The sequence below is a fragment of the Parasphingomonas halimpatiens genome, assembly GCF_036663795.1.
Taxonomy (GTDB): Bacteria; Pseudomonadota; Alphaproteobacteria; order Sphingomonadales; family Sphingomonadaceae; genus Sphingomonas.
On the sequence record NZ_JAXOJP010000027.1, the window covers coordinates 13,043 to 36,745 of the forward strand.

Genomic DNA, 23,703 nt, shown 5'->3' on the forward strand with positions numbered 1-23,703 from the left:
GTGAAGCTTACCAGCCGAGATCGCGCCGCAGGCTTGCCGCCTCTGCCCGGTCCATGTGATCGAGCATGACCCGCACCGTGTACGAGCCCTGCATCACGCCCTTTCTGCGATAACCCCAGTCGATGATGCCGGCGTCCGCGATGGTGACGCGCTGACCACCCTTGATGGTCGGATCGAGTTCGGCGTCGTCGACCAGCGTGCCGCTCAGCACCCCGGCGGTGTCGCGGCGCAGGTCCACCGCCCAGATGAATTCGGCACGGTCGCCCGGGATGACGTCGAACTTGACGGTGAAGGCGCGCTCATCAGCCGCCGGCGCGCGCCAATGCGCGAAGAATTGCGGCAACTCCGCTTTGGCGCCGGCGATCGCGGCATTCATCGCCGGATCGCTCGCCTCGATCCAGACGATGGTCGGCTTTTCGCTCTTGTCCTGCGCCGGCGCCGCCCCTGCGCCGGCCAGCGCCATGAAAAGTGCCGGGACCACCCATCGTGCCGTCATGCGCATTGCCGCTCCCCCCGCCCGCCGGCGCGACGTCATCGCGCGGCGGTCGGCGGAGTCTAGCCCAGGCAGGGGCCTGGGTTCAAACGTGTATCGCTTTCCCGCGCACCGCCATCGCCGCTTCCTTGATCGCCTCACTGTGCGTCGGGTGCGCGTGGCAGGTATAGGCGATGTCCTCGCTGGTCGCGCCGAACTCCATGCCCAGCGCGGCCTCGGCGATCATCGTGCCGGCGACGCTGGCGATCGCCCACACGCCGAGCACGCGGTCGGTCTTGGCATCGGCGATGACCTTCACGAAGCCGTCGGGCTCGTGATTGGTCTTGGCGCGGCTGTTGCCGGCCATCGGGAACTTGCCGACCTTGATCTCGCCGCGTTCCTTGGCCGCTTCCTCGGTCAGGCCGACGCCAGCGATTTCGGGCCAGGTGTAGACGACCGAGGGGATGACGTCGTGGTTCACGATGCCGGTCAGGCCGGCGATGTTCTCGGCCACCGCGATGCCCTCGTCCTCGGCCTTGTGCGCGAGCATCGGGCCGGGCACGACGTCGCCGATCGCCCAGATGCCGGGGACGGCGGTGCGGAATTCATGGTCGATCTCGATCTGGCCGCGCGCATTGACCGCGAGGCCGGTCTTGTCGAGCGCAAGGCCGTCGGTGTTGGGACGGCGGCCGATCGACACCAGTACGCAATCGGCCTCGATCGTCTCGGCCGCGCCGCCGGCGGCGGGCTCGACGGTCAGCGTCGCCATGTCGCCGCTGACGCTGACGGCGGTGACCTTGGTCGACAGCCGGAAGGTGATGCCCTGCTTCTTGAAGATCCTGTTGGCTTCCTTGCGGATGTCGCCATCGAAGCCGGGCAGGATCTGGTCAAGAAACTCGACGCATGTCACCTGCGCGCCGAGCCGGCGCCACACGCTGCCGAGCTCGAGCCCGATCACGCCGCCGCCGATCACCACCATGTGTTTCGGGACCCGGGGCAGTTCGAGCGCGCCGGTCGAATCGACGACGACCTGCTGGTCGATCGTCACGCCGGGCAGCGGGGTGACCGACGAGCCGGTCGCGATGACGATGTTCTTCGCGCAGATGCTGCGCTCGCCGACCTGGACGGTGTCGGTGCCGGTGAAGGCGGCGCGGCCCTTGATCCATTCGACCTTGTTCTTCTTGAACAGGAATTCGATGCCGCCGGTGAGCTGCTTGACCGCATCCAGACGCTGGCCATGCATCGTGTCGAGGTCGAGCTCGACGGTCGTCTTGATGCCGAGCTTGGCCATCATGCCGTTGGCCGCGGCGTCGTACAGTTCCGACGCGTGGAGCATCGCCTTGGACGGAATGCAGCCGACATTGAGGCAGGTCCCGCCGAGCGTCTCGCGGCTCTCGACGCAGGCGGTCTTCAGCCCGAGCTGCGCGGCGCGGATCGCGGCGACATAGCCGCCCGGGCCGGAGCCGATAATCAGGACGTCGAAATCATAGTCAGCCATTTTTCCGCTTTCAAAAAAATCACATCAGGCTGCCAACAATATAGGCATCCTCGTCGCCCGCTTTTAGCGTCAGCTCGCGCAACGCTGGGATGCCCTGCATGATATAAGGAAGAGCATCCGATCCCTCCTCGGCAAACATGTCAGACAGGTAAACATGTTGGTCAACCATGGCCGTTGGGTCGAAACGACCAGCCAGATCATCATCCGTAATTCCGGCTAGCTCGGTTGCAAATGCCTTCACCTGTTGGGGCAAAATCAGCCAATAACCGCCCAAGCCAAACTCGTCAGTACCCAGTAAATGCTCGTCGTCGGTCGCTAAAATGCTTGCCGGACTGTCGGTACGGCCGCTGTTACCGGTCAGCATAAAATGCAGTGCATGCCATGCTTTGTCGAAATCAATCGTACCGCCTTCACCTTCGAACATGAAGCTGGCAAGCAAATCAGGATCAGCGGCCAATGCAGCCACTTCCTCGCTTGTCGCCGGACGAAGGTAAGCAACCATCCCCATCGCGTTCGCCCTACAGGTCGATCAAAATCCGCGTCGGGTCTTCGATCGCGTTCTTGAGCGCAACGAGAAACGTGACCGCTTCGCGACCGTCGATCAGGCGGTGGTCGTAGCTCAGTGCGAGATACATCATCGGGCGGATGACGATCTGGCCATCGACCACCACCGGGCGATCCTCGATGCGGTGCAGGCCGAGCACGGCGGATTGCGGCGGGTTGATGATCGGGGTCGACATCAGCGAGCCGAACACGCCGCCATTGGAGATGGTGAAGGTACCGCCCTTCATCTCTTCCATCTTGAGGCTGCCGTCCTTGGCGCGCTTGCCATAATCGCCGATCGTCTTCTCGACCTGCGCGACCGACATCTGGTCGGCATCGCGGATCACCGGCACGACGAGGCCGCCGGGCGACGACACCGCGACCGAGATATCGGCATAATCGTGATAGACGATCTCGTCGCCGTCGATCGAGGCGTTGACGCTGGGCACGTCCTTCAGCGCCATGCACGCGGCCTTCACGAAGAAGCCCATGAAACCGAGCCGCACGCCGTGCTTCTTCTCGAACAGGTCCTTGTACTTGGTGCGCGCGGCGATCACCGCGGTCATGTCCACGTCGTTGAACGTGGTGAGCATCGCGGCGGTGTTCTGCGCTTCCTTGAGGCGCTTGGCGATCGTCTGGCGCAGCCGCGTCATGCGGACGCGCTCTTCCTTGCGACCGGTCGCGGCGGCGAGCGAGGGTGCCACGACCGGCGCGGCGGCAGGCGCCGGCGCCGCGACGGGTGCCGGCGTGGCGGCTGCGGCCTCGACGTCTTCCTTGGTGATGCGACCGTCCTTGCCGGTGCCCTTGACGGTCGACGGATCGACGCCGTGTTCGAGCACCGCGCGGCGCACCGATGGCGACAGCGCGGCGGGCGTGTCGGTGGCGGGCACGGCGGGCGCCTGCTGCGCGGCGGTGGCGGCGGGAGCAGGCGCAGGTGCGGCGGGCGCTGCTGCAGCAGGCGCCGCGGCGGCACCGTCGCCGGCCTCGATCGTCGCGATCATCGCGCCGACCTGGACGGTGTCGCCGACCTGCACGGCATGCGGGCCCATGATGCCGGCGGCGGGGCTGCCGACCTCGACCGAGACCTTGTCGGTCTCGAGGCTGGCGATGGGCTCATCGAGCGCGACCTTGTCGCCGGGCTGCTTGAGCCACTCGCCCAGTGTCGCTTCGGTGATCGATTCGCCCAGTACGGGGACTTTTACTTCGGTTGCCATATCTTACCTCGTTCCCCGGCGAAGGCCGGGGCCCAGTTACGCGACGTTCGTGATCGAGCGTCGCGCGTCGTTACATCCATCCTCCCCACTGGGCCCCGGCCTTCGCCGGGGAACAGCAGGGTTCGATCTCAAGCCTTTTTGGCGCGGCGGAATTCCTCGCGCACATTGTGACCGAGCGCGTCGGCGACGAGCGCGGCCTGTTCGAGCTGGTGGCGCTTCATCAGCCCGGTGGCGGGCGATGCCGAGGCGGCACGGCCGGCATAGCGCGGACGCGACACCTTGCTGCCGGCCTCGACCAGGCACGCCTCGATGAAGGGCTCGACGAAGCTCCATGCGCCATTGTTCTTCGGTTCTTCCTGCGCCCAGACCACCGCCTCGACATTGGCCATGTTGCGCAGCCGCTTGACCAGCGGCTCACTGGGGAAGGGATAGAGCTGTTCGATCCGCACGACCGCGGTGTTCCTGTCGCCGGCGGCGTCGCGTGCCTCGAACAAATCATAGGCGACCTTGCCGGTGCACAGCACGAGCCGCTTCACCTCGGCATCGGCCGGCGCCGACGGATCGGACAGGATGCGCATGAAGTGGCTGTCGCCCTGGAAATCGGCGGCGCTCGACACGGCGAGCTTGTGGCGCAGCAGCGACTTGGGCGTGAAAACGATCAGCGGCTTGCGGAACGGCCGGTGCATCTGGCGGCGCAGCAGGTGGAAATAGTTCGCCGGCGTGGTGCAGTTGGCGACCTGCATATTGTCCTGCGCGCACAGCTGGAGGAAACGCTCGACGCGCGCCGAGCTGTGCTCGGGCCCCTGCCCTTCGTAACCGTGCGGCAACAGCATCACCAGGCCGTTGGCGCGCAGCCACTTGGCTTCACCCGAGGCGATGAACTGGTCGATCATGATCTGCGCGCCGTTCATGAAGTCGCCGAACTGCGCCTCCCACAGCACCAAGGTCTTGGGGTCGGCGAGCGCATAGCCATATTCGAAACCGAGCACGCCATATTCGCTGAGCGGCGAATCGAGCACCTCGAAGCTGCCATGTTCGAGCTGGGCGAGCGGCAGATATTTGTGCTCGTCGGTCTGATCGACCCACACCGCATGGCGCTGCGAAAAGGTGCCGCGGCCAGAATCCTGGCCCGACAGGCGGACGCCATAACCCTCGAGCAGCAGCGAGCCGAACGCCAGCGCCTCGCCGGTCGCCCAGTCGAAGCCCTTGCCCGAGGCGAACATCTCGCGCTTGGCGTCGATCACGCGCGCCAGCGTCTTGTGGATCTTGATGCTGTCGGGGACCGTGGTCAGCGTGCGGCCGAGCGACTCGAAACGCTTGGTCTCGATCCCGGTCTCGATGTTGCGGCGCGCGGTCTCGGGGTCGGCGGGGGCGTGAAGCCCCGACCAGCGCCCGGCGAACCAGTCGGCCTTGTTGGGCTTGTACGACGCACCGGCCTCGAACTCGCCCTCGAGCAAGGTGGTGAACTGCGCGACGGCGTTGTCGATCCAGGCGCGGTCGACGACATTCTGCTCGATCAGCCGCGCGCCATAGACCTCGCTGACCGGCGGATGCTGGCGGATCCGGTCGTACATCAGCGGCTGGGTGAAGCTCGGCTCGTCGCCCTCATTATGGCCGAAGCGGCGATAGCACCACATGTCGATGACGATGTCGCGGTGGAAGCGCTGGCGAAACTCGATCGCCATCTTGCAGGCGAAGGTCACCGCCTCGGGATCGTCGCCATTGACGTGGAAGATCGGCGCCTGGACGCCCTTCGCCACATCCGACGGATAAGGCGAGGAGCGCGCAAATTGCGGGCTCGTCGTGAAGCCGATCTGGTTGTTGATGACGAAGTGGATGCAGCCGCCGGTATTGTAGCCACGGATGCCCGAAAAGCCGAGGCATTCCCATACGATGCCCTGACCGGCGAAAGCGGCGTCGCCATGGATCAGCACGGGCAGCGCGGTCTTGTGCTCGCTGAGGTCGCCGGCGATGGTCTGGATCGCGCGGATCTTGCCGAGCACGACCGGGTCTTCGGCCTCGAGATGCGAGGGATTGGCGACCAGCGACATATGGACCTTGATCCCGTCGAACTCGCGGTCGGTCGAAGTGCCGAGATGGTATTTCACGTCGCCCGAACCCGACACGTCATCGGGATTGTCCGAGCCGCCGCCGAATTCGTGGAAGATCACGCGGAACGGCTTGGCCATGACGTTGGTCAGCACGTTGAGGCGACCGCGATGCGCCATGCCGTAGACGATCTCGCGCACGCCGAACTGGCCGCCATATTTGATCACGCTTTCGAGCGCGGGGATCATGCTCTCGCCGCCGTCGAGCCCGAAACGCTTGGTGCCGACATATTTGCGGCCGCAGAATTTCTCCCACTGCTCGGCTTCGATCACCTTGTTGAGGATCGCCTTCTTGCCCTCGGGGCTGAACTGGATCGCCTTGTCCTTGCCCTCCATGCGCTCCTGCAGGAAGCGGCGCTCCTCGACATCGGCGATGTGCATATATTCGAGGCCGACATTGCCGCAGTAATTGGCGCGCAGGATGTCGACGAGCTCGCGCACCGTCGCCCATTGCAGCCCCATCGTGCCGCCGAGATAAACCGGGCGATCGAGATCGACATCGGAGAAGCCGTGATATTCGGTGCGGAGATCGGCCGGCATCTCGCGGCTCGACAGACCGAGCGGATCGAGATTGGCGGCAAGGTGGCCGCGCACCCGATAGGTGCGGATCAGCATCATCGCACGGATCGAGTCATTGGCCGCGCGCAGAATATCGTCCTGCGAGGCCGGCGCGGCGGCCGGGGCCGGCGTTGGCGCGCCACCCTTGGACGGCTTCGGCGCGGGCTCCATCTGCGTCGGGTCGAGCGCGGCAGTGAGATCGTCGGTGCTGGTCGGCGGCCAGCTCGGCTGCTCCCAGCTCGGTCCGGTCGGGACGCCTTCAAGCCCCTCGAACCAGCTGCGCCAGCCGGGCTCGACGCTGTCGGGCGAGGCGCGGAAGCGGGCATAGAGCGTTTCGATGAAGGCGGGGCTCACCCCACCGGCGATCTCAGCGAAATCCTGGCCTTCGTAGCCCATCGTCTCTTCCTTCCCTGCCCCGTTTTCCTCTCCCTTTGTAGGAGAACGGGGACCCCACCGCCCGAAGGTGGCGGGGGTAGAGGGGAAAGGTCACCAGCGACCGTTCCCCTCATCCGGCGCATCGCGCCACCTTCTCCCGAGGGAGAAGGGCTTGTTCAGCCGTTCAACACCGACAACAGCGTCGTGCCGAGTTCGCTGGGCGAGTCCGCCACCTTGATGCCGGCGGCTTCCATCGCCGCGATCTTGTCCTCGGCGCCGCCCTGGCCGCCCGAGACGATCGCCCCGGCATGGCCCATGCGACGTCCCGGCGGCGCGGTGCGGCCGGCGATGAAGCCGGCCATCGGCTTCTTGCGCCCGCGCTTCGCCTCGTCGCGCAGGAACTGTGCCGCCTCTTCCTCGGCCGAGCCGCCGATCTCGCCGATCATGATGATCGACTTGGTCTCGTCATCGGCGAGGAACAGCTCGAGCACGTCGATGAAATTGGTGCCGTTGACCGGATCGCCGCCGATGCCGACCGCGGTGGTCTGGCCCAGGCCGGCGTTCGAGGTCTGGAACACGGCTTCATAGGTAAGCGTGCCCGAGCGGCTGACAACCCCGACCGAACCCTGCTTGAAGATGCTGCCCGGCATGATGCCGATCTTGCACTGGCCCGGGGTGAGGACGCCGGGGCAGTTCGGGCCGATCAGCCGCGACTTCGAGCCGCTGAGCGCGCGCTTGACCTTGACCATGTCGAGCACCGGAATGCCTTCGGTGATCGTGACGATCAGCGGCACGCCGGCATCGATCGCCTCGAGGATCGAATCCGCCGCGAAGGGCGGTGGGACGTAGATCACCGACGCGGTGGCGCCGGTCTTCGCGACGGCCTCGGACACGGTGTCGTACACCGGCAGGCCGATATGCGTGGTACCGCCCTTGCCGGGGGTGACGCCGCCGACCATCTGCGTGCCGTAGGCCAGCGCCTGCTGGGTATGGAAGGTGCCGGTTTCGCCGGTCATCCCTTGCGTGATGACCTTGGTGTTCTTGTCGACGAGGATGCTCATTGGCTCTGCCCTAATTTCTGGACGTTGAACGTCGCTAGATTCATGCCGGATTGATTGGAAACCTTGAGGCCCACACCGATCTTCGCGCCGGCGGGATCATTTGCAGCCCATAGCAGCGTATCCGGACTACCGGGCTGGGCCGCGTCGCGCGGCAAGAGGGCGGCCGCGGCGGTCGCGACCGACTCCAGCGACGCCGTCGCATCGATCCGCGCCGTCAACGCGCACCGGGAATCGGCTTCGACGATATGCAGCTTCATCGACTGCCCGAAGAACAGCCCAACTTCGCCCGGTGTCGGCTTCATGTTCCATGGCGCCGCCTGCGCGGCCGCTGCGCGCGCCTGGGGATCACGGACATGATCCAGGCAAATCTGCTCGAACGCCGCCACGAGCCGCGCGGTCTCGACGATGGCAGGCTGCTCGGGCGGCGCGGCGTGCACCCCCTGAACAGCCGCCAAGGCGAGCCCCGCGACCGGCAGAAGCGACGTCCGCCTCACAAATCAGGCCAGCGAACCGTCGATGGCCTTGCAGGCCACAAGCAGTTCCTTGACCGCATCGACCGACACGGCGAGGTTCTTCTTCGCCTCGTCGTCGAGCTTGATCTCGACCACCTTTTCGACGCCGCCGGCACCGATGATCACCGGCACGCCGACATAGAGATTGTCGACGCCGTACTGGCCGGTCAGGTGGACCGCCGCCGGCAGCAGGCGCTTCTGGTCATAGAGATAGGCCTCGGCCATCGCGATGCCGCTGGTCGCCGGGGCGTAATAGGCCGAGCCGGTCTTGAGCAACGCGACGATCTCGCCGCCGCCGGCGCGGGTGCGCGCGACGATCGCGTCGATCCGCTCCTGGGTCGAGAGGCCCATCTCGATCAGGTCAGGCACCGGGATGCCCGACACGGTCGAGTAGCTGATCACCGGCACCATCGTGTCGCCATGGCCGCCAAGCACGAACGAGGTGACGTCCCTGACCGAGACCTTGAACTCCTCGGCGAGGAAATGGCTGAAGCGCGAGCTGTCGAGCACGCCTGCCATGCCGACCACCTTGTGATGCGGCAGGCCGGAAAATTCACGCAGCGCCCAGACCATCGCGTCGAGCGGGTTGGTGATGCAGATGACGAAAGCGTCGGGGGCGTTGGCCTTGATGCCCTCGCCGACCGCCTTCATCACCTTGAGGTTGATGCCGAGCAGATCGTCGCGGCTCATGCCGGGCTTGCGCGCGACACCGGCGGTGACGATGATCACGTCGGCGCCGGCGATGTCGGCATAATCATTGGTGCCGGTGATCGAACCGTCAAAGCCCTCGACCGGGCCGCACTGGTTGAGATCGAGCGCCTTGCCCTGCGGCACGCCTTCGACGACGTCGAACAGCACGACATCACCAAGGTTCTTGAGAGCGGCGAGATGGGCGAGCGTGCCGCCGATGTTACCGGCGCCGATCAGCGCGATCTTGTTGCGGGCCATTTTCCCGATCCTTTTGCTGAGAAAACACGTGAACTCGCGCACCGCGCGCACCTCAATTCGCGCGAGCCGCTTAGGCGGTTTGCCGTAGCATCGCAAGGCGTAAAGCCCAACGCTTAATATCTATTTTTGCAATTCATTCGCAATTGCATTAAGCGCTGTCGCCGCCTTGGGAATCGACATAACGGCGCTCGCCACTGGCGGGATTGAACCATACGGTGACCGGCCGCCCGGTTTCGTCATCGATGAAACGCTCGGGCGTTTCCTGCCAACGATCACCGGCCGGGCGACGCTGCGCAGCGCCATAGCGCGCGCCCTCGAACACGACACCGACAAGCAGCACGGCGCTGACCAGCAGGCTGGGCCAGACGCCGGCATCGACCAGGGTGCCGGTGAGCGCGCCGGCAAAAGCGATCGCCGCGATCACGAGGACGATCGTGCGCAGGATCATGCCGGCACCGGATCGAGAATGACCGCGGTACCGTAGGCGACGACCTCGTTCATCGACTGGGCGATCTCACCCGAATCGAAGCGCATCATGACCACGGCATTGGCGCCCATTAGCGCCGCATTGGCGACGAGTCGGTCGATCGCGTGGCGCCGCGCATCCTCGACAAGACGAGAATATTCGGGGATTTCGCCGCCGACGAGCGAGCGCAGCCCAGCGGTGATGTTTCCGCCGAGCCCGCGGCTGCGCACGACGACGCCGAATACCTGGCCGAGCACGGCGATGACCTGGTGGCCGGGAACATTCTCGGTGGTGACGACGAGCATGGGATACCCCTCCCCTTGAGATGCGCAGGCTTACCCGATTTTTCGTGCAAGGACACCCGATCTTAAGGCGGAGGCGGGCAAGTCGCAGGCATCATGACCGAGGCCAAGCCGCGCGCGATCATCGCCCTCGACCTGCTGCGCTTCGTCAGCGCGCTGCTGGTCGTGGCGTTTCACTATGGCGCGGCCTTCGCGCTGGCGCCCAGTTTCACCACCGCCGCCATGCTGCACGGCCTGCCGGTATCGGCCGCGGCGACGCCCTGGACATGGTTCGGCTGGATCGGTGTCGAGCTGTTCTTCGTCATCTCCGGCTTCGTGATCGCGCTGTCGGCCGAAGGGGCGAGCGCCGCCACATTTCTGCGCCGCCGCGCCTTGCGACTGTTGCCTGCGGCGTGGATCTGCGCGACCGCGACATTGCTCGTGCTCGGCATCGCCGCGCCCGGCCCGTCGCTGCTGCCGCGCTGGCTCGCGTCGCTGATGTTCGCGCCGAACAGCCTGCAGATCGATCCGTCCTACTGGACGCTGGGGATCGAGCTCTATTTCTATCTGCTGATCGCTGCCGGGCTCGGACGCGCCGGCCGGGGCGAGACGATCGAACGCTTCGGGACGCTGATCGGCGCGTGGAGCGCTGCCTTCTGGCTGTTCGCGGTGATGGCGGACTGGGCCGCGACCCCGCTGATGGATTATCGCACCGCGCAACTGCTGCTGTTGCCGCATGGCTGCTTCTTCGCGCTCGGCGTGCTTGCCTGGGCGATGCTCAACCGCGGCGTGACGACGAGCCGCGCACTGCTGTTCGGCTGCTTCTTCGCCGCGGGATTGACCGAGATCGCCGGGCGATCGGTGGAACGCGCGCATGCGCTGGGGATCATCGCCAGCCCGCTGCTGCCGATGCTGGTGTTCAGCGCCGGGCTGATCGTGGTGCTGGCATCGCGACGCTGGCAGGCATGGCTTGCGGGGCGGATCGATGCTCGGACAGCGGCGACATTGGGACTGATGACCTATCCGCTCTATCTGCTGCACCAGGAAATCGGCGCGGCGCTCATCGCGGCGCAAATGCGGCTCGGCGTGCCGTTCGGCGTGGCTACATTCGGTGCCCTGGCGACGATCCTCGGCGCGGCATGGTGGGTTGCCCGGGTCGGCGAGCCCGCGCTGCGATCATGGCTTGCCGCACTGATCGACAGTGCCGTGGCGCTTACCCTGCGCCATGCCCCTGGTCGAGATAGTCGGCCGAGCGCATCTCCTCCAGCCGGCTGACGGTGCGCTCGAACTCGAAACGGCCATCGCCCTTTTCGTAGAGCGCGGAAGGCTCGGCATCGGCGGCGGCGAGCAGCTTGACCTTATGCTCGTAGAGCGCGTCGATCAGCGCGACGAAGCGCGCGGCCTCGTTGCGGTTCTCGGGACCGAGCTTCGGAATGCCGACGAGAATGATGCTATGATAGCGGCGTGCGATGGCGAGATAATCGGCCGCACCGCGCGCCTCGCCGCACAGCCGCTTGAACGAAAACACCGCGACGCCCTTCAGGCTCTTGGGCACATGCAGCGTGCGCCCGCCCTGCACCGGGATATCCTCGGCCGGGACATGCGCGCGATCCTCGGGCGGATAGTCGGTGAGGCGGAAAAAGGCAGCGGAGAGCTGCGCGGTCGCCTCGGCGCCGTTGGGGACGAGCCAGGTTTCCTGCTGGCCGAGCCGGTCGCGGCGATAGTCGACCGGGCCATTGAGCGGCAAAACGTCGAGCCGTTCCTGCAGCAGGTCGATGAAGGGCAGGAAATGCTCGCGGTTGAGGCCGTCCTTGTAGAGGTCGAGCGGCGCGCGGTTGGAGGTCGTGACGACGGTGACCCCGGCCTCGATCAGCGCGGTGAACAGCCGCGACAGGATCATCGCATCGGGCGAGTTGGTCACCATCATCTCGTCGAAGGCGAGCAGCCGCGCCTCCTCGGCAAGCGCGGTCGCGACCGGCAGGATCGGGTCGCCGGCTTCCTTGCGGCGCTCGACCGCGATGCGCTGGTGCACCTCGAGCATGAACTCGGCAAAGTGGACGCGGCGTTTGCGGCGGATGGCGAGGCAGCCGAAGAACAGGTCCATCAGCATCGACTTGCCGCGCCCGACCCCGCCCCACAGATAGACGCCGCGCGGCGCCTCGGGCTTGCGACCAAGCGCGCGCCACAGCGTGCTGCCGCGTTTGGGCGTCGCTTCGAGCGCGGTGGCGAGCGCAGCAAGGCGGTGGGCGGCGGCGGCCTGTTCGGGATCGGGGCGGAGCTCGCCGGCGGCGACGAGCGCGTCGTAGCGCGCGATCAGGCCGGTCATGAGGCGCCCAGCGCGGCCCCTGCCCTCACCCTTCCGGCGCTACGCGCCTCCCTCCCTCTCCCATTAGGAGAGGGAAAGAGCGGCGAAGCCGCGAAAGGGTGAGGGCAGGTCGCGACCCGTGTCATGCCGGTTCCGGCGGCGGTGAGGACTTGCGCAACGTGCCGGTAAAACTCGCGATGGTCGGCTTGCCCTGCTGCACGATCAGGCCGCGCAGGAAGAGCATGCGCGTCGTCTCGCGCAGCAGTTCGACCCGCGCCTCGAGCGGTTCGCCGATCGTCGCGCCGCCGATGAATTGCGCCGACAAATCGAGCGTCACCGCGCCGCCGGCGGCCAGCACGCCGAGCCCGCGCGCGCCGGCGAACAGCGCGACATCCATAAAGCCGAGCAGCGCGCCGCCATGCACGTCGTTACGCATGTTGGAATGCTCATGGCGCGGCATCATGCGGACGGGCGCCTGCCCGTCCTCGACCCTGACCAGCAGCGGCTCAAGAAAGGCGTTGTAGCGCGTCGAGTCACGAAACTGCCAGCGCTTCCAGCCGGGCGAATCCGGATCGTCCTCGTAGATGAAGAAGCGGTTGGCCGCGTCGTCCAACGAACAGATTTCCTTACAGGACGCGCTCGACCTCGAGCTTCTTGATCTCGGCGATCGCCTTGGCCGGGTTGAGGCCCTTGGGGCAGCTGTTCGCGCAATTCATGATCGTGTGGCAGCGATAGAGACGGAACGGATCTTCCAGCTCGTCGAGCCGCTCGCCGGTCATCTCGTCGCGGCTGTCGGCGAGCCAGCGATAGGCCTGCAACAGGATCGCCGGCCCGAGGAACTTGTCCGAATTCCACCAATAGCTCGGGCACGAGGTCGAGCAGCAGGCGCACAGGATGCACTCGTACAGGCCGTCGAGCTTCTCGCGGTCTTCGGGCGACTGCAGACGCTCCTTGCCCGAAGGCGGCGGGGTGACGGTCTGCAGCCACGGCTTGATCGAGGCATATTGCGCGTAGAAATGGGTGAAGTCGGGGACGAGGTCCTTGATCACTTCCATGTGCGGCAGCGGCGTGATCGTGACATCGCCCTTGATGTCCTCGATCGCCGTCGTGCAGGCGAGGCCGTTCTTGCCGTCCATGTTCATCGAGCACGAGCCACAAATGCCCTCGCGGCACGAGCGCCGGAAGGTGAGCGACGAATCCTGCTCGGACTTCATCTTGATCAGCGCGTCGAGCACCATCGGGCCGCACGTGTCGAGATCGACCTCGAAACGGTCGTAGCGCGGGTTCGCGCCGCTGTCCGGATCGTAGCGATAGACCTTGAACGTCTTGACGTTTTTCGCGCCGTCCGCGGCCTTGTGCACCTTGCCCTTGGTGGGAACGCTGTTCTTGGGAAGCGAGAATTCGGCCATTGCGCGGAAAGTCCCTTGAGATGGATGGCGTGGGCGCGGTTTGCGGCTATGCCTTTCGCAGGCGCAGCGCAACCCCGCAAGCCGCACCGAAGGGAGCAAAGGATGAAGGCGAGCGCATGCCGCAATGTCGATGACTTCCGCGAACTGGCGCGCCGGCGGCTGCCCTTTCCCGTCTTCCATTATATTGACGGCGCCGCCGACGACGAGCTGACCAAGGCGCGCAATACCGAGGCGTTCGGGACCTGCGACCTCGTGCCGAGCGTGCTGGCCGGGGTCGAGACGATCGACATGTCGGTGACGGTGATGGGCAAGAAGGTGGCGATGCCGCTGTTCCTCTCCCCGACCGCGCTGCAACGGCTGTTCCACTGGCGCGGCGAGCGCGCGGTCGGCGCGGCGGCGATGAAGTTCGACACCTGGTTCGGCATTTCGAGTCTCGCGACGGTGAGCATCGAGGAGATCGGTCGAACGGTGACCAGCCCCAAGCTGTTCCAGCTCTATGTCCACAAGGACAAGGGGCTCAACCGCTCGATGATCGATCGCTGCAAGGCGGCGAAGTTCGACGCGATCGCGCTGACCGTCGACACGATCGTCAGCGGCAATCGCGAACGCTGCCGGCAGACCGGGTTCAGCTCGCCGCCCAAGCTGACGCCGCGCTCGGCCGTGAGCTTCGCGGCGCATCCCGGCTGGACGCTCGACTATCTGTTCCGCGAGAAGTTCGCGCTGCCCAATCTCGAAACGCATGTCGATGCCGGCACGAAGATGTCGGTCTCGGTGGCGGACTATTTCAACACCATGCTCGACCAATCGATGGACTGGAAGGCGGCGGAGGCGATCCGCGCCGAGTGGGGCGGCGCCTTCTGCCTCAAGGGCATCATGTCGGTCGAGGATGCGCGGCGCGCGGTCGATATCGGCGCGACGGCGATCATGGTGTCGAACCATGGCGGGCGCCAGCTCGACGGCAGCCGCGCGCCGTTCGACCAGCTGGCCGAGATCGTCGATGCGGTCGGCGACCGGATCGAGGTGATCTGCGACGGCGGGGTGCGGCGCGGCACGCATGTGCTGAAGGCGCTCTCGGTCGGCGCGACGGCGTGCTCGGGCGGGCGGATGTATCTCTATGCGCTGGCGGCGGCAGGTCAGCTCGGCGTGGAGACGGCATTGGGCAATCTGCGCGCCGAGATCGAGCGCGGGATGAAGCTGATGGGGGTGACATCGGTCGGGCAGTTGGGGCGCCATAATTTGCGGTGGCGCTGAGACTATTTTGGCGCGCAGTCAGGCGTATTGCCAGTGTATGCGCAAGGCAGCCATCCAGAATATCGCGACGACCCCGACCAGCATCGCTGAATACCAGCGCCGCGCGATCAGCCGACGCCAGAGCCAGTAGAAGTCGGCCAGAGAGAATAGGACGAGTACGGGGAGCGCAGTGCCCATGAAAACGAGCGCGTCGCCACCCCGCGCGACAACCTCATTGCGAAGTTCCGGCTCAATCCAGGTTTGAGATGCAAACCAAAGGAAAAGAACGAGGCCGATTGCATTACCCAAAAGCCACCACTTCTCGCATCGTATCGTCACAGCAGAGTCCCACACTCGACAGGCCAATGCGTACTAATCATCCCTTGATGGCAACGGGTCGATCCCTCAGCGAGATCGACCCGTTGCGCTGGCGTGGGTTCAGCCAACCAGCCTCCGCGCGCCCCAGTCCAGGCCGCGGGTGAGGTACATCACCGCCGCCAGCGCGACGAACAGCAGCAGCGAACCGATCAGCAGCGAATAGGCTTCGAGGCTGAGCAGCACGAACAGCGCGCCATAGAGCCCGGCGAGCAGACCGGCGATATAGCCGCCGCGTCGCCAGCTGCCGAGCACCGCCGCCGAATAGGCGGTCAGCAGGCCAATGATCGCCGCCGCCGCCACGACATAGGCGGGCGAGAAACCGATCACCTCGGCAAAGGCGAGCAGCATCACGAAGAACAGGATAAGCCCCGCGCCGACCAGCAGATATTCGATCGGCGAGACGCGCACCCCGCCGATCACGTCGAACATCAGGAAGGCGGTGAAGGTGAAGCCGATGAACAGAAAGCCATATTTCACCGATCGGTTGACCTGGTCGTAGAGATCGACCGGCGTGACGAGATTGACGCTTGCGCCGGTATCGGTGCCGACCTCGGCGGGTCGGCGTCCGTCATCGTCGATCGAGGCGAGCGATTTGCCGAGCGCGAGATTACCGACGCGCCACTGTGCGGAAAAGCCGGTTTTGGCGACGTCGCTCTTTTCGGGCAGGAACTTGCCCTGGAAGCTCGGCGAAGGCCAGGCGCTGTCGACCACCCAGCGCGTGTCGCCGCCGCTAGGCAGCAAGGTCAGCGATTCGTTGCCGCGCAGCGAATAGTCATAGTGGAACTCGAGCCCGCCCTGTTGCAACGCGCCGGCATCGAGGAACGAGTAGAAGCCCGAGCCACCCGTCTCGCGCGGCCCATGGCCCGGCTTGAGCGGCAGCTTCTGCCCGGCGAGCTTGACGGTCGGCGGCGCACCGAACAGCCCGCGCGCATCTTCGATACCGAAGCGCAGCTCTGCCTTGCCCAGTGCCAGCGTCTTACGATCGATGCCGAGCCGGTCGAGATCGTCGGGCAGCGCGAAACGCGAGGTGCCGTCATTGTGCGCCTCATAGACCACCGCATCGTAGATCGAATAATGGCGTTGTTTCGGCGACAGCGCCGAGTGCAGTTCGGCGGTCTGCGGCTGAAGCGCCAGTTCGTGCGCGGTCGTACTGGTCTTCTGGATCTGTTTGCCGTTCTCCACCACCGTCTCGGTGCTGGTCTGGGTATAGGGAATGACGAGCACCGGCCCGGAGATGACCTGCGCCCCGCCCCAGCCCTGGGCGATCGCTTCGCGTGCCTGGGTCGATTGGTGCGACCGGTCATAGACCAGCAGGTAGATCGCGAAGAGCGGGACGGCGAGCAGCGCCCCGACCAGGATCGCGAACAGCAGCTTCTGTCCCGGCGATCGCTCGGGCCTGACCTCGTCGTTGATGTCGCTCATCGTGCACCTCCCATGGTTTAACGGGAGCGATGCTAGGCGCGTGCGGCAGGCCGACGCCAAAGGTTGTCCGGCGCATTGGCCGTGCAGTTACCGTGCAGCCGGCAACTGATCGAGGATGGTCACCGCCGGCCGACCGACCGATGCCGTTGCGGTTGCCGGCGTCGCGGCGTCGAGCGCGTCGAGCCAGAGATGCGCACGCGACCCGATCGCGATCTGCGGATTGGACGGCGTGATCTTGCCGCGCGCTTCCCACCCGGCGACGAGCCCGCGCGCTTCCTCGGCAGCGGCCTGGAGCGGCTGGCGCTTGCGCAGGGCATGGTTGACCATCGCGTCGCCGAAAAAGGTCCAGTCGCTGTCGGCCTGGCAGCCGAACGAGGTGTGCTCGGCATCGGCGGCGGTGACGATCGCACTGTCCTCGGTCGCCATCAACGGCACGAACACGCCTGAATAGCAGGCCGAGACGATGACCAGTCGGCGGTCGAGGCCGAGTGACCCGAACATGCTCCACAGCCGCGACGGCGAGATATAGCCAAAGCCCTGATCGGCGTCGTTATAGGCGATGCCGATCGGGCCACCATGCGAGGTCGTGTACAGGACGACGACGTCTTCGCTCTTGTCCATCACCTCGGCAAAGCGTGCGAGCACCAGCGCGATATTGTCGGGCGAACCGCGCGGCAGCAGGGACTCGCCGCTGCCGTCCGAGCCGGCGAGCACGACGGTACGGCTCTCAGCGCCGTAACGCCGCGCGAGCACCCGGCCCGCCTCGCGCGCTTCGCGGCCGAACACGGGATCGCTGTCGAGCCCCACCGCGAGCACATAGACATCGACCACGCCCTTGCGCTGTGCCGGGATCGCGGCGAGCGTCGCATCGAGCCGGCGATGCTCGGCGAGTTGCCATGACGGCGGCCGATCGCGCTCGGTCGAAATGCCGAGATTGGCGAGTTCGCCCAGATCCTCCATCGACGATCCGATCGACGGCGGCGGCTGGGTGTGGCGCGGCGCCTCATAGGGCACTTGTGCCACGCCGCCCGCAGCACCGGTCAGGCCGAGCAGCACCACGATGAAACCGAGAATCGCCCGATGCCGCATCATACCCCCGCCGACTTTTTGATCGGGCGAGCGGGACACTGTCAATCGCCGTGCGAAAGCCGCGCGTCGGACGCCGGCCAGCGATCATCGATCCCCGGCCCGTGTGCGACGGTGGTGATGTCGAGACCATCGAGCGCGCCGAGCAGGGCATCGAGATCGATCATATCGAGGCAGGGCCGCGCGCCGGGTGCAAGATGCTCACCCGCGGCGATGCGCCGCGCCAGGATGATCGCCGGGATGCACGGTACATTGGGGCCATGCGCCTGCCGCGCGACCATGAAGATGCGCACCGTCATGGGCTCGCCCGCCGGGTCGGTGCCGGACAGGAACATGTGCAAGCCGCTGCGCCCCGAGCCGAACGGATCGAACAGGAACGACGCCTTCAGCAACGTCGGGGCATGGCGCGCCAGCGAGCCGATCAGGCCAAGGCGGACGATCCAGCTCAGCGCCCAGGTGCCGAGATGGAGCAGCTTCACCTCATGGCCGGCGACGAAGCGCAGCTCCCGCAAATCGGGGTAACGTGTCGGGAACAGCGCATGGTCGGGAATATCGCAATCGCCGAACAGCCGCGTGCCGAGTTCCGGGTAGCGCACCGCATGAAGCCCCTGCCAGCCGAACGCCCGCTTCGCCCTCCCCTCCGACAATTGGGTGAACGGCTGGCCGACATAGCTGAGCACCGCCGCTGCCGTGCCGAGGCCGCGATTGGTCTGCTGTGCGGCGGCGATGCCATAGATCGCGCTGTCGAGCCGGCCAAAGGCCGGGCGATAGCGATCGATCAGCGCTGCGGTGAGGCACGGCACTGAACTCGCGCCCGTCACCACCGCGACGCCCGCGGCCCGCGCTGCCGCGTCCAGTTCCCCGATCCGCGCCACGAAATCGCGCGAGTCGGCAAGATCGAGATAGTGCGCGGCGACCGCGATTGCGGCGCGGGCGACGCGATAATCCTGCCCCTGAAACGCGCCACAGGCATGGATGACCAGATCGGGACGGATCGCCGTCAGCGCGCCGGCAAGATCGCCGTCGATATCGAGGGCGTGCCCCTCGGCCGCATTCGCCGCTGCGAGCCCTGCCGCGAAAGCGGTCGCCTTGGCCACCGACCGACCGCCGATCAGCAGGACGATGTGAGGGTCGCTCGCCAAGGCGCGCGCGATGTACCCGCCGAAATTGCCATAGCCGCCGATGATCAGGACGCGCGTGCTCATGGACCGCGCGTACATGCTGGCGATCGGCCAGAAAATGCCTTATCTTGCCGGCATGGCAAAGCGTTCAACCGCAACGATCGCGCGTTCACCGCTGGAGGCGGCGGCGGCCGATGCGTATGAGCTGTGGAAAGACGCCAAGATCGAGCGTGCGCTCAAGCAGGCGGAGGACCGCGAAGCGCTGATCCCGGCCGAAACCGTGTGGCGCGATCTCGGGCTTGAACGTTAATTTCACACCCGAAGCCGTTGCCGATTTGAGCGCGATCCGCGACTGAATCGCCGCCGAAAACCCCGGCGCCGCGTTACAGGTGCTTGCCCGCATACAGCAGACCGCTTTGATGTTTGGGCAATTTCCGATGCTCGGACGGCGCGGGAAGAAGACGGAAACACGCGAATTTCCCGTAACCGGACTTCCTTACACGATCGTCTATCGCATCGCCTCCGAGACCGAGATCGACATCCTGACGATCATCCACCAGCGGCGGCAATTCCCCTTGAATCGCCTCAATAGACCCGCTTCTTCGGCTTGATATATTCGGCCTCGTCGGTGAGCGTATAGTCGTGCACCGGGCGGGTGCCGAGGTCGACCTTGCCGCCGGTGCCGCCCCAGCCGGCGAAAGTCGCCGTGCTGTGCTTCATCCAGTTGACGTCGTCGCGGTCGGGATAGTCCTCGTTGACGTGCGCGCCGCGCGATTCCTTGCGGTTGGCGGCGCTTTCCATCGTCACGACGGCCTGGGCGATGAGGTTGTCGAGTTCGAGCGTCTCGACCAGATCGGTGTTCCAGATCAGGCTGCGATCCTGCACATCGACATCGGCCATGCGCTGATAGGTCGCGGCGATCTTGGTCTGCCCTTCGCCGAGCAGCGCATTGTCGCGGAACACCGCGCAATGCTTCTGCATCGTGCGCTGCATCTCGAGCCGGATGGCCGCCGTCGGCGAACCGCCCTTGGCGTTGCGGAAATGGTCGAGCCGGCCGAGCGCCAGGTCTTCCGACCCCTTGGGCAGCGCATTGTGCGGCGTGCCCGGCTTGAGCGTCTCCTTGAGGCGCAGGCCGGTCGCGCGGCCGAACACCACAAGATCGATCAGCGAGTTGGAGCCGAGGCGGTTGGCACCGTGCACCGAGACGCACGCCGCCTCCCCGACCGCGAACAGGCCAGGAACGACGGTATCGGGATTGCCGTCCTTCAGCTGGACGACCTCGCCATGATAGTTGGTCGGGATGCCGCCCATATTGTAATGCACCGTCGGCGTGACCGGCAGCGGCTGGCGCGTCAGGTCGACGCCGGCGAAGATCTTGCCGGTCTCGGTGATGCCGGGCAAGCGCTCGTGCAGCACCTTGGGATCGATATGGTCGAGGTGGAGGAAGATGTGATCCTTCTCCGCGCCGACGCCGCGGCCCTCGCGCATTTCCATCGCCATCGAGCGCGACACGACATCGCGCGACGCCAGGTCCTTGGCCGAGGGGGCGTAGCGCTCCATGAAGCGCTCGCCTTCCGAGTTGGTCAGGTAACCACCCTCGCCGCGCGCGCCCTCGGTGATGAGCACGCCGGCCCCGTAGATGCCGGTCGGGTGGAACTGGACGAACTCCATGTCCTGCAGCGGTAAGCCGGCGCGGAGCACCATGCCGCCGCCGTCGCCGGTGCAGGTGTGCGCCGAGGTCGCCGAGAAATAGGTGCGGCCATAGCCGCCGGTCGCGAGCACGACGGCGTGGCTGCGGAAGCGGTGGATCGAGCCGTCTTCCATGCACAGCGCGATGACGCCGCGGCACTGACCATTTTCCATGATCAGATCGAGCGCGAAATATTCGATGTAGAAGTCGGCGTCGTACTTCAGGCTCTGCTGGTAGAGCGCGTGGAGCATGGCGTGGCCAGTGCGATCCGCCGCGGCGCAGGTGCGCTGCGCGGGCGGGCCCTCGCCCATATTCTGCATCATGCCGCCGAACGGGCGCTGATAGATCTTGCCTTCGTTGGTGCGGCTGAACGGCACGCCGGCATGTTCGAGCTCGTAGACCGCCGCCGGCGCCTCGCGCACCATATATTCGATCGCGTCCTGGTCGCCGAGCCAGTCCGACCCCTTGACGGTGTCGTACATGTGCCAGGTCCAGTGATCCGGACCCATATTGCCGAGGCTGGCGGCAATGCCGCCCTGCGCCGCGACGGTATGGCTGCGGGTCGGGAAGACCTTGGTAATGCAGGCGGTCTTGAGGCCGCTCTCCGCGATGCCCATCGTCGCGCGCAGGCCGGATCCGCCGGCGCCGACGACCACGGCGTCATAGGTATGGTCGATGATCTTGTAAGCGGCGGGCATCAGGCGGGTGTCCCCGAAAAGGCGATCTTGAGGATCGAGAAGATCGCGATGGCGGCGGTCGCGACGGTGAAGAAATTGAGCAGCAACAGGGCGACGATGCGCGACTCGGCGTGGGTATAATCCTCGATCAGCACCTGCAGGCCGAGGCGGAAATGCCAGAACACGCTGGCGATGAGCAAGGTCATCGGGATCGCCACCCAGGCCGACGCCATCCACGCGTGGACCGTGGCATAATCATAGGCCGGGAGCCGCGCGATCGAGATGATGAACCACAGCATGAGCACGAGGTTGCCCGCCGCGGTGACGCGCTGGTTCCACCAGTGATGCGCGCCCTCGCCGGCGCTGCCCAGGCCGCGCACGCGACCGAGTTCGGTTCCGCCGCGCATCTTATTTGCCCCCCAGGAGATAGGCCCAGAACAGGATCGTCGCCATGGTCGAGCCGCATAGCGTGAGCCACGCGACCATGCGATTGCCCTTAAGTTCGTAACCGGCGCCGGTATCCATCACGAAATGGCGGATGCCGCCGGCAATGTGCTGGAACAGCGAGAAGGTCAGCCCGACGCCGACGACATAGCCGAGCGCGCCATGCGCCCAGTTGCCGAACAGCCATGTGAAGCTCTCGTAGCTCGCCGGCCCCGCCGCAAGCGCGGCGAGCCACCATACCAGCAGCAAGGTGCCGACCAGCGCCATGCCGTCGCCGGTAATGCGGTGGATGATCGACACCATCATGGTGATCGGCCAGCGAACATGCATCAGATGAGGAGATATTGGTCGGGCGGGACGGTCCGTGGCCAAGGCGCGCTTCCTATCGGGATCGGGTGGCGCCCTCCTTACGCCCGCAACGCCGCGATGCAAGCGCCAGCGCGTCTCCCTAACCCGGCTTTAACCAAATCAGTCTAGCCCGACATATGTAACCGTGCTCGCGCGGTCTGCTGTGCCCGAATGGAGTTTTCGCCTTGACCCCCAACGACTTGCCTACCCCCGGCACGATCGCCGCGACGGTCGATCTCAACGCGCGACTCCGCGTCTTCGATTTTGACGGGTCGCTCGGTCAGGCGAGTCGCGATGCATGGCATGCAATCGAACCTGAAATTCACGCAATTTCGGAAGCCTATTGGCAGCAATGGCTGCGCTGTTTCGACGATGGCAAGGTCTGGGCGCAGCACGAAACTGCCAGGATGATCGAGATCGGCTGCGACTTCCTCAAGAATCGTTTTCTCGAAACGGCCGGGCGGTCATGGCTCGAATCGATCGAGCGTTCGGTCGCTGCGGCCTATGTCGCCGATGTTGCGCCAATGGCGTTGCTGTCGATGATCAACGCCAGCGACCGCGTCGCGGTCGAGGTGTTGATGCGGCGGGTCGCCCGCGACGATGCGCGCCTGCCGAAACTGATCGACACGATCATGCGACTTTCGGCGCTCGAGGGCGACATCACCGTCGCGATCTACAACGAATATCGCCTGCACAGCGCGCAGGCATCGCGCGACGCGCTGGCGGTCGATTTCCGTCACGGCGTCGCGGCGATGGTCGAAAGCGCCAGCACCGAAGGCCATGTGCTGCGCGACCAGGCGGTGCGCACCTCGGCCTCGGCCCGCGGCATGTTGAGCAAGACCAGCGAGGTCGCGGCGGCGGCGGAGCAATCGGCGGTCGCGATGCGCGAGGCGGCACAGACCGCCGCCGGGCTAATCCGCGCGATCGAGGATGCCCGCACCGAGGTCGAGGCGGCAGCCGAGATCGCGACGCGCGCCTCGGGCCAGGCCAGCCAGGCCGTCGGCATGTCGGAGACGCTGAGCGACCATGCCAAGTCGATCGAATCGATCCTCGGGCTGATCCGCGACATTGCCGGCCAGACCAATTTGCTCGCGCTCAATGCGACGATCGAGGCGGCGCGCGCCGGTGACGCCGGGCGCGGCTTCGCCGTCGTCGCGCAGGAGGTGAAGAGCCTCGCCAACCAGACCGCGCGCGCCACCGACGACATCGCCGGCAAGATCGCGGCGATCCAGTCCGCGACGCGCTCGACCGTCGATACCAATGCCAGCATCAAGGCGACCGTCGCCGAGGTGCAGGAGAGCGCCAACCGCATCCGCTTCGCGATGGAAGCCCAAGCGCAGACCGTCACCGCGATCACCGCGGCGGTCGACGAGACAGCGCTTGCCGCCGATTCGATGTCCAACACCATCGCCGCGATCCGCGAGGACACCGAGGGTGTCGCCAGCGAGATCGAACGCGTCGGCAAGGGATTCGATTTACTCGATGGTAGGCTTGAGTCGCTAAAGAGCAGCGCAGGAGACTTCGTTGCCAGAGTGGCGGCGTAAGCGATGAGGGGAT

Annotated in this window: 24 protein-coding genes; 5 read left to right on the forward strand and 19 right to left on the reverse strand. The window is 65.9% G+C overall.

The genetic code is table 11. The features are described 5' to 3' along the window. Window positions 1–7: 7 nt before the first annotated feature. The 10 genes from U1839_RS20400 to U1839_RS20445 form a co-directional block, all read right to left on the reverse strand. Window positions 8–496, reverse strand: a complete 489-nt coding sequence (locus U1839_RS20400) for a DUF2314 domain-containing protein (RefSeq protein ID WP_332805414.1) — start codon at window positions 494–496, stop codon at window positions 8–10. An 82-nt stretch (window positions 497–578) separates the two neighbouring features. After that, window positions 579–1,970, reverse strand: coding sequence for a dihydrolipoyl dehydrogenase (gene lpdA, locus U1839_RS20405; protein WP_332805415.1), 1,392 nt, complete (start codon window positions 1,968–1,970; stop codon window positions 579–581). Window positions 1,971–1,989: 19 nt separating this feature from the next. Then, window positions 1,990–2,478 (reverse strand): DUF1877 family protein, encoded by a 489-nt coding sequence (locus tag U1839_RS20410; RefSeq protein ID WP_332805416.1) that lies wholly within the window; start codon window positions 2,476–2,478, stop codon window positions 1,990–1,992. Between the two features lie 10 nt (window positions 2,479–2,488). Continuing rightward, the gene (gene odhB / locus U1839_RS20415) at window positions 2,489–3,727 is read right to left on the reverse strand and encodes a 2-oxoglutarate dehydrogenase complex dihydrolipoyllysine-residue succinyltransferase (protein ID WP_332805417.1); all 1,239 of its coding nucleotides are present in this window, start codon (window positions 3,725–3,727) and stop codon (window positions 2,489–2,491) included. Between the two features lie 128 nt (window positions 3,728–3,855). Further along, window positions 3,856–6,789: a 2-oxoglutarate dehydrogenase E1 component gene (locus U1839_RS20420; RefSeq protein ID WP_332805418.1), complete on the reverse strand. Its 2,934-nt coding sequence runs from the start codon at window positions 6,787–6,789 to the stop codon at window positions 3,856–3,858. Between the two features lie 155 nt (window positions 6,790–6,944). Continuing rightward, complete coding sequence (gene sucD, locus U1839_RS20425) at window positions 6,945–7,829, reverse strand: succinate--CoA ligase subunit alpha (RefSeq protein WP_281129137.1); 885 nt, start codon at window positions 7,827–7,829, stop codon at window positions 6,945–6,947. Then, window positions 7,826–8,284: a hypothetical protein gene (locus U1839_RS20430; protein WP_332805419.1), complete on the reverse strand. Its 459-nt coding sequence runs from the start codon at window positions 8,282–8,284 to the stop codon at window positions 7,826–7,828. The genes sucD and U1839_RS20430 overlap by 4 nt, the downstream gene beginning before the upstream one ends. Window positions 8,285–8,326: 42 nt before the next feature. Then, the gene (mdh, locus tag U1839_RS20435; RefSeq protein WP_332805420.1) at window positions 8,327–9,289 is read right to left on the reverse strand and encodes a malate dehydrogenase; all 963 of its coding nucleotides are present in this window, start codon (window positions 9,287–9,289) and stop codon (window positions 8,327–8,329) included. A 148-nt stretch (window positions 9,290–9,437) separates the two neighbouring features. Continuing rightward, on the reverse strand, window positions 9,438–9,737 hold the full coding sequence (locus tag U1839_RS20440) for a hypothetical protein (protein ID WP_332805421.1): 300 nt from the start codon (window positions 9,735–9,737) through the stop codon (window positions 9,438–9,440). Then, complete coding sequence (locus tag U1839_RS20445; RefSeq protein ID WP_281129141.1) at window positions 9,734–10,060, reverse strand: YbjQ family protein; 327 nt, start codon at window positions 10,058–10,060, stop codon at window positions 9,734–9,736. The genes U1839_RS20440 and U1839_RS20445 overlap by 4 nt, the downstream gene beginning before the upstream one ends. Before the next feature lie 93 nt (window positions 10,061–10,153). Between U1839_RS20445 and U1839_RS20450 the strand changes: the two genes are divergently transcribed. Continuing rightward, a complete protein-coding gene (locus U1839_RS20450) occupies window positions 10,154–11,311 on the forward strand; it encodes an acyltransferase family protein (RefSeq protein ID WP_332805422.1) in 1,158 nt (385 codons plus the stop codon). Here the strand turns inward: U1839_RS20450 and zapE are convergent. From zapE to U1839_RS20465, 3 genes are all read right to left on the reverse strand, one after another. Then, entirely contained in the window at window positions 11,250–12,362 is a 1,113-nt protein-coding gene (gene zapE, locus U1839_RS20455) for a cell division protein ZapE (RefSeq protein WP_332805423.1), read from the reverse strand. The genes U1839_RS20450 and zapE overlap by 62 nt on opposite strands. Before the next feature lie 121 nt (window positions 12,363–12,483). After that, window positions 12,484–12,954, reverse strand: a complete 471-nt coding sequence (locus tag U1839_RS20460) for a PaaI family thioesterase (protein ID WP_332805424.1) — start codon at window positions 12,952–12,954, stop codon at window positions 12,484–12,486. Window positions 12,955–12,967: 13 nt separating this feature from the next. Further along, entirely contained in the window at window positions 12,968–13,750 is a 783-nt protein-coding gene (locus U1839_RS20465; RefSeq protein WP_281129147.1) for a succinate dehydrogenase iron-sulfur subunit, read from the reverse strand. Window positions 13,751–13,852: 102 nt separating this feature from the next. Here U1839_RS20465 and U1839_RS20470 point away from each other — a divergent pair, with 102 nt between their 5' ends. Then, window positions 13,853–15,001 (forward strand): alpha-hydroxy acid oxidase, encoded by a 1,149-nt coding sequence (locus U1839_RS20470; RefSeq protein WP_332805425.1) that lies wholly within the window; start codon window positions 13,853–13,855, stop codon window positions 14,999–15,001. Between the two features lie 417 nt (window positions 15,002–15,418). Here the strand turns inward: U1839_RS20470 and creD are convergent, their stop codons facing one another. From creD to U1839_RS20485, 3 genes are all read right to left on the reverse strand, one after another. Beyond that, window positions 15,419–16,780: a cell envelope integrity protein CreD gene (gene creD / locus U1839_RS20475; protein WP_332805426.1), complete on the reverse strand. Its 1,362-nt coding sequence runs from the start codon at window positions 16,778–16,780 to the stop codon at window positions 15,419–15,421. Between the two features lie 87 nt (window positions 16,781–16,867). Beyond that, a complete protein-coding gene (locus tag U1839_RS20480; protein WP_332805427.1) occupies window positions 16,868–17,872 on the reverse strand; it encodes a C13 family peptidase in 1,005 nt (334 codons plus the stop codon). A gap of 38 nt (window positions 17,873–17,910) precedes the next feature. After that, on the reverse strand, window positions 17,911–19,071 hold the full coding sequence (locus U1839_RS20485) for a saccharopine dehydrogenase NADP-binding domain-containing protein (protein WP_332805428.1): 1,161 nt from the start codon (window positions 19,069–19,071) through the stop codon (window positions 17,911–17,913). Window positions 19,072–19,084: 13 nt separating this feature from the next. Here U1839_RS20485 and U1839_RS20490 point away from each other — a divergent pair, with 13 nt between their 5' ends. Further along, window positions 19,085–19,297 (forward strand): hypothetical protein, encoded by a 213-nt coding sequence (locus U1839_RS20490; protein ID WP_332805429.1) that lies wholly within the window; start codon window positions 19,085–19,087, stop codon window positions 19,295–19,297. Between the two features lie 46 nt (window positions 19,298–19,343). After that, window positions 19,344–19,598 carry a type II toxin-antitoxin system RelE/ParE family toxin gene (locus U1839_RS26830; RefSeq protein ID WP_443030648.1) on the forward strand — a complete coding sequence of 85 codons (255 nt, stop codon included), beginning with the start codon at window positions 19,344–19,346 and terminating at the stop codon, window positions 19,596–19,598. On the opposite strand, the gene sdhA is transcribed toward U1839_RS26830, so the two are convergent. The 3 genes from sdhA to sdhC are packed head-to-tail and all read right to left on the reverse strand — an operon-like array spanning window position 19,573 to window position 22,230. After that, on the reverse strand, window positions 19,573–21,375 hold the full coding sequence (gene sdhA / locus U1839_RS20495; protein WP_332805430.1) for a succinate dehydrogenase flavoprotein subunit: 1,803 nt from the start codon (window positions 21,373–21,375) through the stop codon (window positions 19,573–19,575). The two genes, U1839_RS26830 and sdhA, sit on opposite strands and share 26 nt — an antisense overlap. Next, the gene (gene sdhD, locus U1839_RS20500; RefSeq protein WP_332805431.1) at window positions 21,375–21,761 is read right to left on the reverse strand and encodes a succinate dehydrogenase, hydrophobic membrane anchor protein; all 387 of its coding nucleotides are present in this window, start codon (window positions 21,759–21,761) and stop codon (window positions 21,375–21,377) included. The genes sdhA and sdhD overlap by 1 nt, the downstream gene beginning before the upstream one ends. A gap of 1 nt (window position 21,762) precedes the next feature. After that, entirely contained in the window at window positions 21,763–22,230 is a 468-nt protein-coding gene (sdhC, locus tag U1839_RS20505) for a succinate dehydrogenase, cytochrome b556 subunit (RefSeq protein ID WP_332805432.1), read from the reverse strand. A gap of 116 nt (window positions 22,231–22,346) precedes the next feature. Here sdhC and U1839_RS20510 point away from each other — a divergent pair, with 116 nt between their 5' ends. Continuing rightward, window positions 22,347–23,690: a methyl-accepting chemotaxis protein gene (locus U1839_RS20510; protein ID WP_332805465.1), complete on the forward strand. Its 1,344-nt coding sequence runs from the start codon at window positions 22,347–22,349 to the stop codon at window positions 23,688–23,690. The last annotated feature ends 13 nt before the right edge of the window (window positions 23,691–23,703 follow it).

What these genes read in the sequence shown, in the direction of transcription:
- U1839_RS20420 (WP_332805418.1), bottom strand. Translation starts at nt 6,789, where the DNA reads ATGGGCTACGAAGGCCAGGATTTCGCTGAGATCGCCGGTGGGGTGAGC.
- U1839_RS20485 (WP_332805428.1), bottom strand. Translation starts at nt 19,071, where the DNA reads ATGAGCACGCGCGTCCTGATCATCGGCGGCTATGGCAATTTCGGCGGG.
- U1839_RS20490 (WP_332805429.1), top strand. Translation starts at nt 19,085, where the DNA reads ATGCTGGCGATCGGCCAGAAAATGCCTTATCTTGCCGGCATGGCAAAG.
- U1839_RS20480 (WP_332805427.1), bottom strand. Translation starts at nt 17,872, where the DNA reads ATGATGCGGCATCGGGCGATTCTCGGTTTCATCGTGGTGCTGCTCGGC.
- U1839_RS20410 (WP_332805416.1), bottom strand. Translation starts at nt 2,478, where the DNA reads ATGGGGATGGTTGCTTACCTTCGTCCGGCGACAAGCGAGGAAGTGGCT.
- sucD (WP_281129137.1), bottom strand. Translation starts at nt 7,829, where the DNA reads ATGAGCATCCTCGTCGACAAGAACACCAAGGTCATCACGCAAGGGATG.
- U1839_RS20470 (WP_332805425.1), top strand. Translation starts at nt 13,853, where the DNA reads ATGAAGGCGAGCGCATGCCGCAATGTCGATGACTTCCGCGAACTGGCG.
- U1839_RS20465 (WP_281129147.1), bottom strand. Translation starts at nt 13,750, where the DNA reads ATGGCCGAATTCTCGCTTCCCAAGAACAGCGTTCCCACCAAGGGCAAG.
- U1839_RS20400 (WP_332805414.1), bottom strand. Translation starts at nt 496, where the DNA reads ATGACGGCACGATGGGTGGTCCCGGCACTTTTCATGGCGCTGGCCGGC.
- U1839_RS20445 (WP_281129141.1), bottom strand. Translation starts at nt 10,060, where the DNA reads ATGCTCGTCGTCACCACCGAGAATGTTCCCGGCCACCAGGTCATCGCC.
- mdh (WP_332805420.1), bottom strand. Translation starts at nt 9,289, where the DNA reads ATGGCCCGCAACAAGATCGCGCTGATCGGCGCCGGTAACATCGGCGGC.
- U1839_RS20440 (WP_332805421.1), bottom strand. Translation starts at nt 9,737, where the DNA reads ATGATCCTGCGCACGATCGTCCTCGTGATCGCGGCGATCGCTTTTGCC.
- sdhD (WP_332805431.1), bottom strand. Translation starts at nt 21,761, where the DNA reads ATGCGCGGCGGAACCGAACTCGGTCGCGTGCGCGGCCTGGGCAGCGCC.
- U1839_RS20450 (WP_332805422.1), top strand. Translation starts at nt 10,154, where the DNA reads ATGACCGAGGCCAAGCCGCGCGCGATCATCGCCCTCGACCTGCTGCGC.
- zapE (WP_332805423.1), bottom strand. Translation starts at nt 12,362, where the DNA reads ATGACCGGCCTGATCGCGCGCTACGACGCGCTCGTCGCCGCCGGCGAG.
- sdhA (WP_332805430.1), bottom strand. Translation starts at nt 21,375, where the DNA reads ATGCCCGCCGCTTACAAGATCATCGACCATACCTATGACGCCGTGGTC.
- creD (WP_332805426.1), bottom strand. Translation starts at nt 16,780, where the DNA reads ATGAGCGACATCAACGACGAGGTCAGGCCCGAGCGATCGCCGGGACAG.
- odhB (WP_332805417.1), bottom strand. Translation starts at nt 3,727, where the DNA reads ATGGCAACCGAAGTAAAAGTCCCCGTACTGGGCGAATCGATCACCGAA.
- lpdA (WP_332805415.1), bottom strand. Translation starts at nt 1,970, where the DNA reads ATGGCTGACTATGATTTCGACGTCCTGATTATCGGCTCCGGCCCGGGC.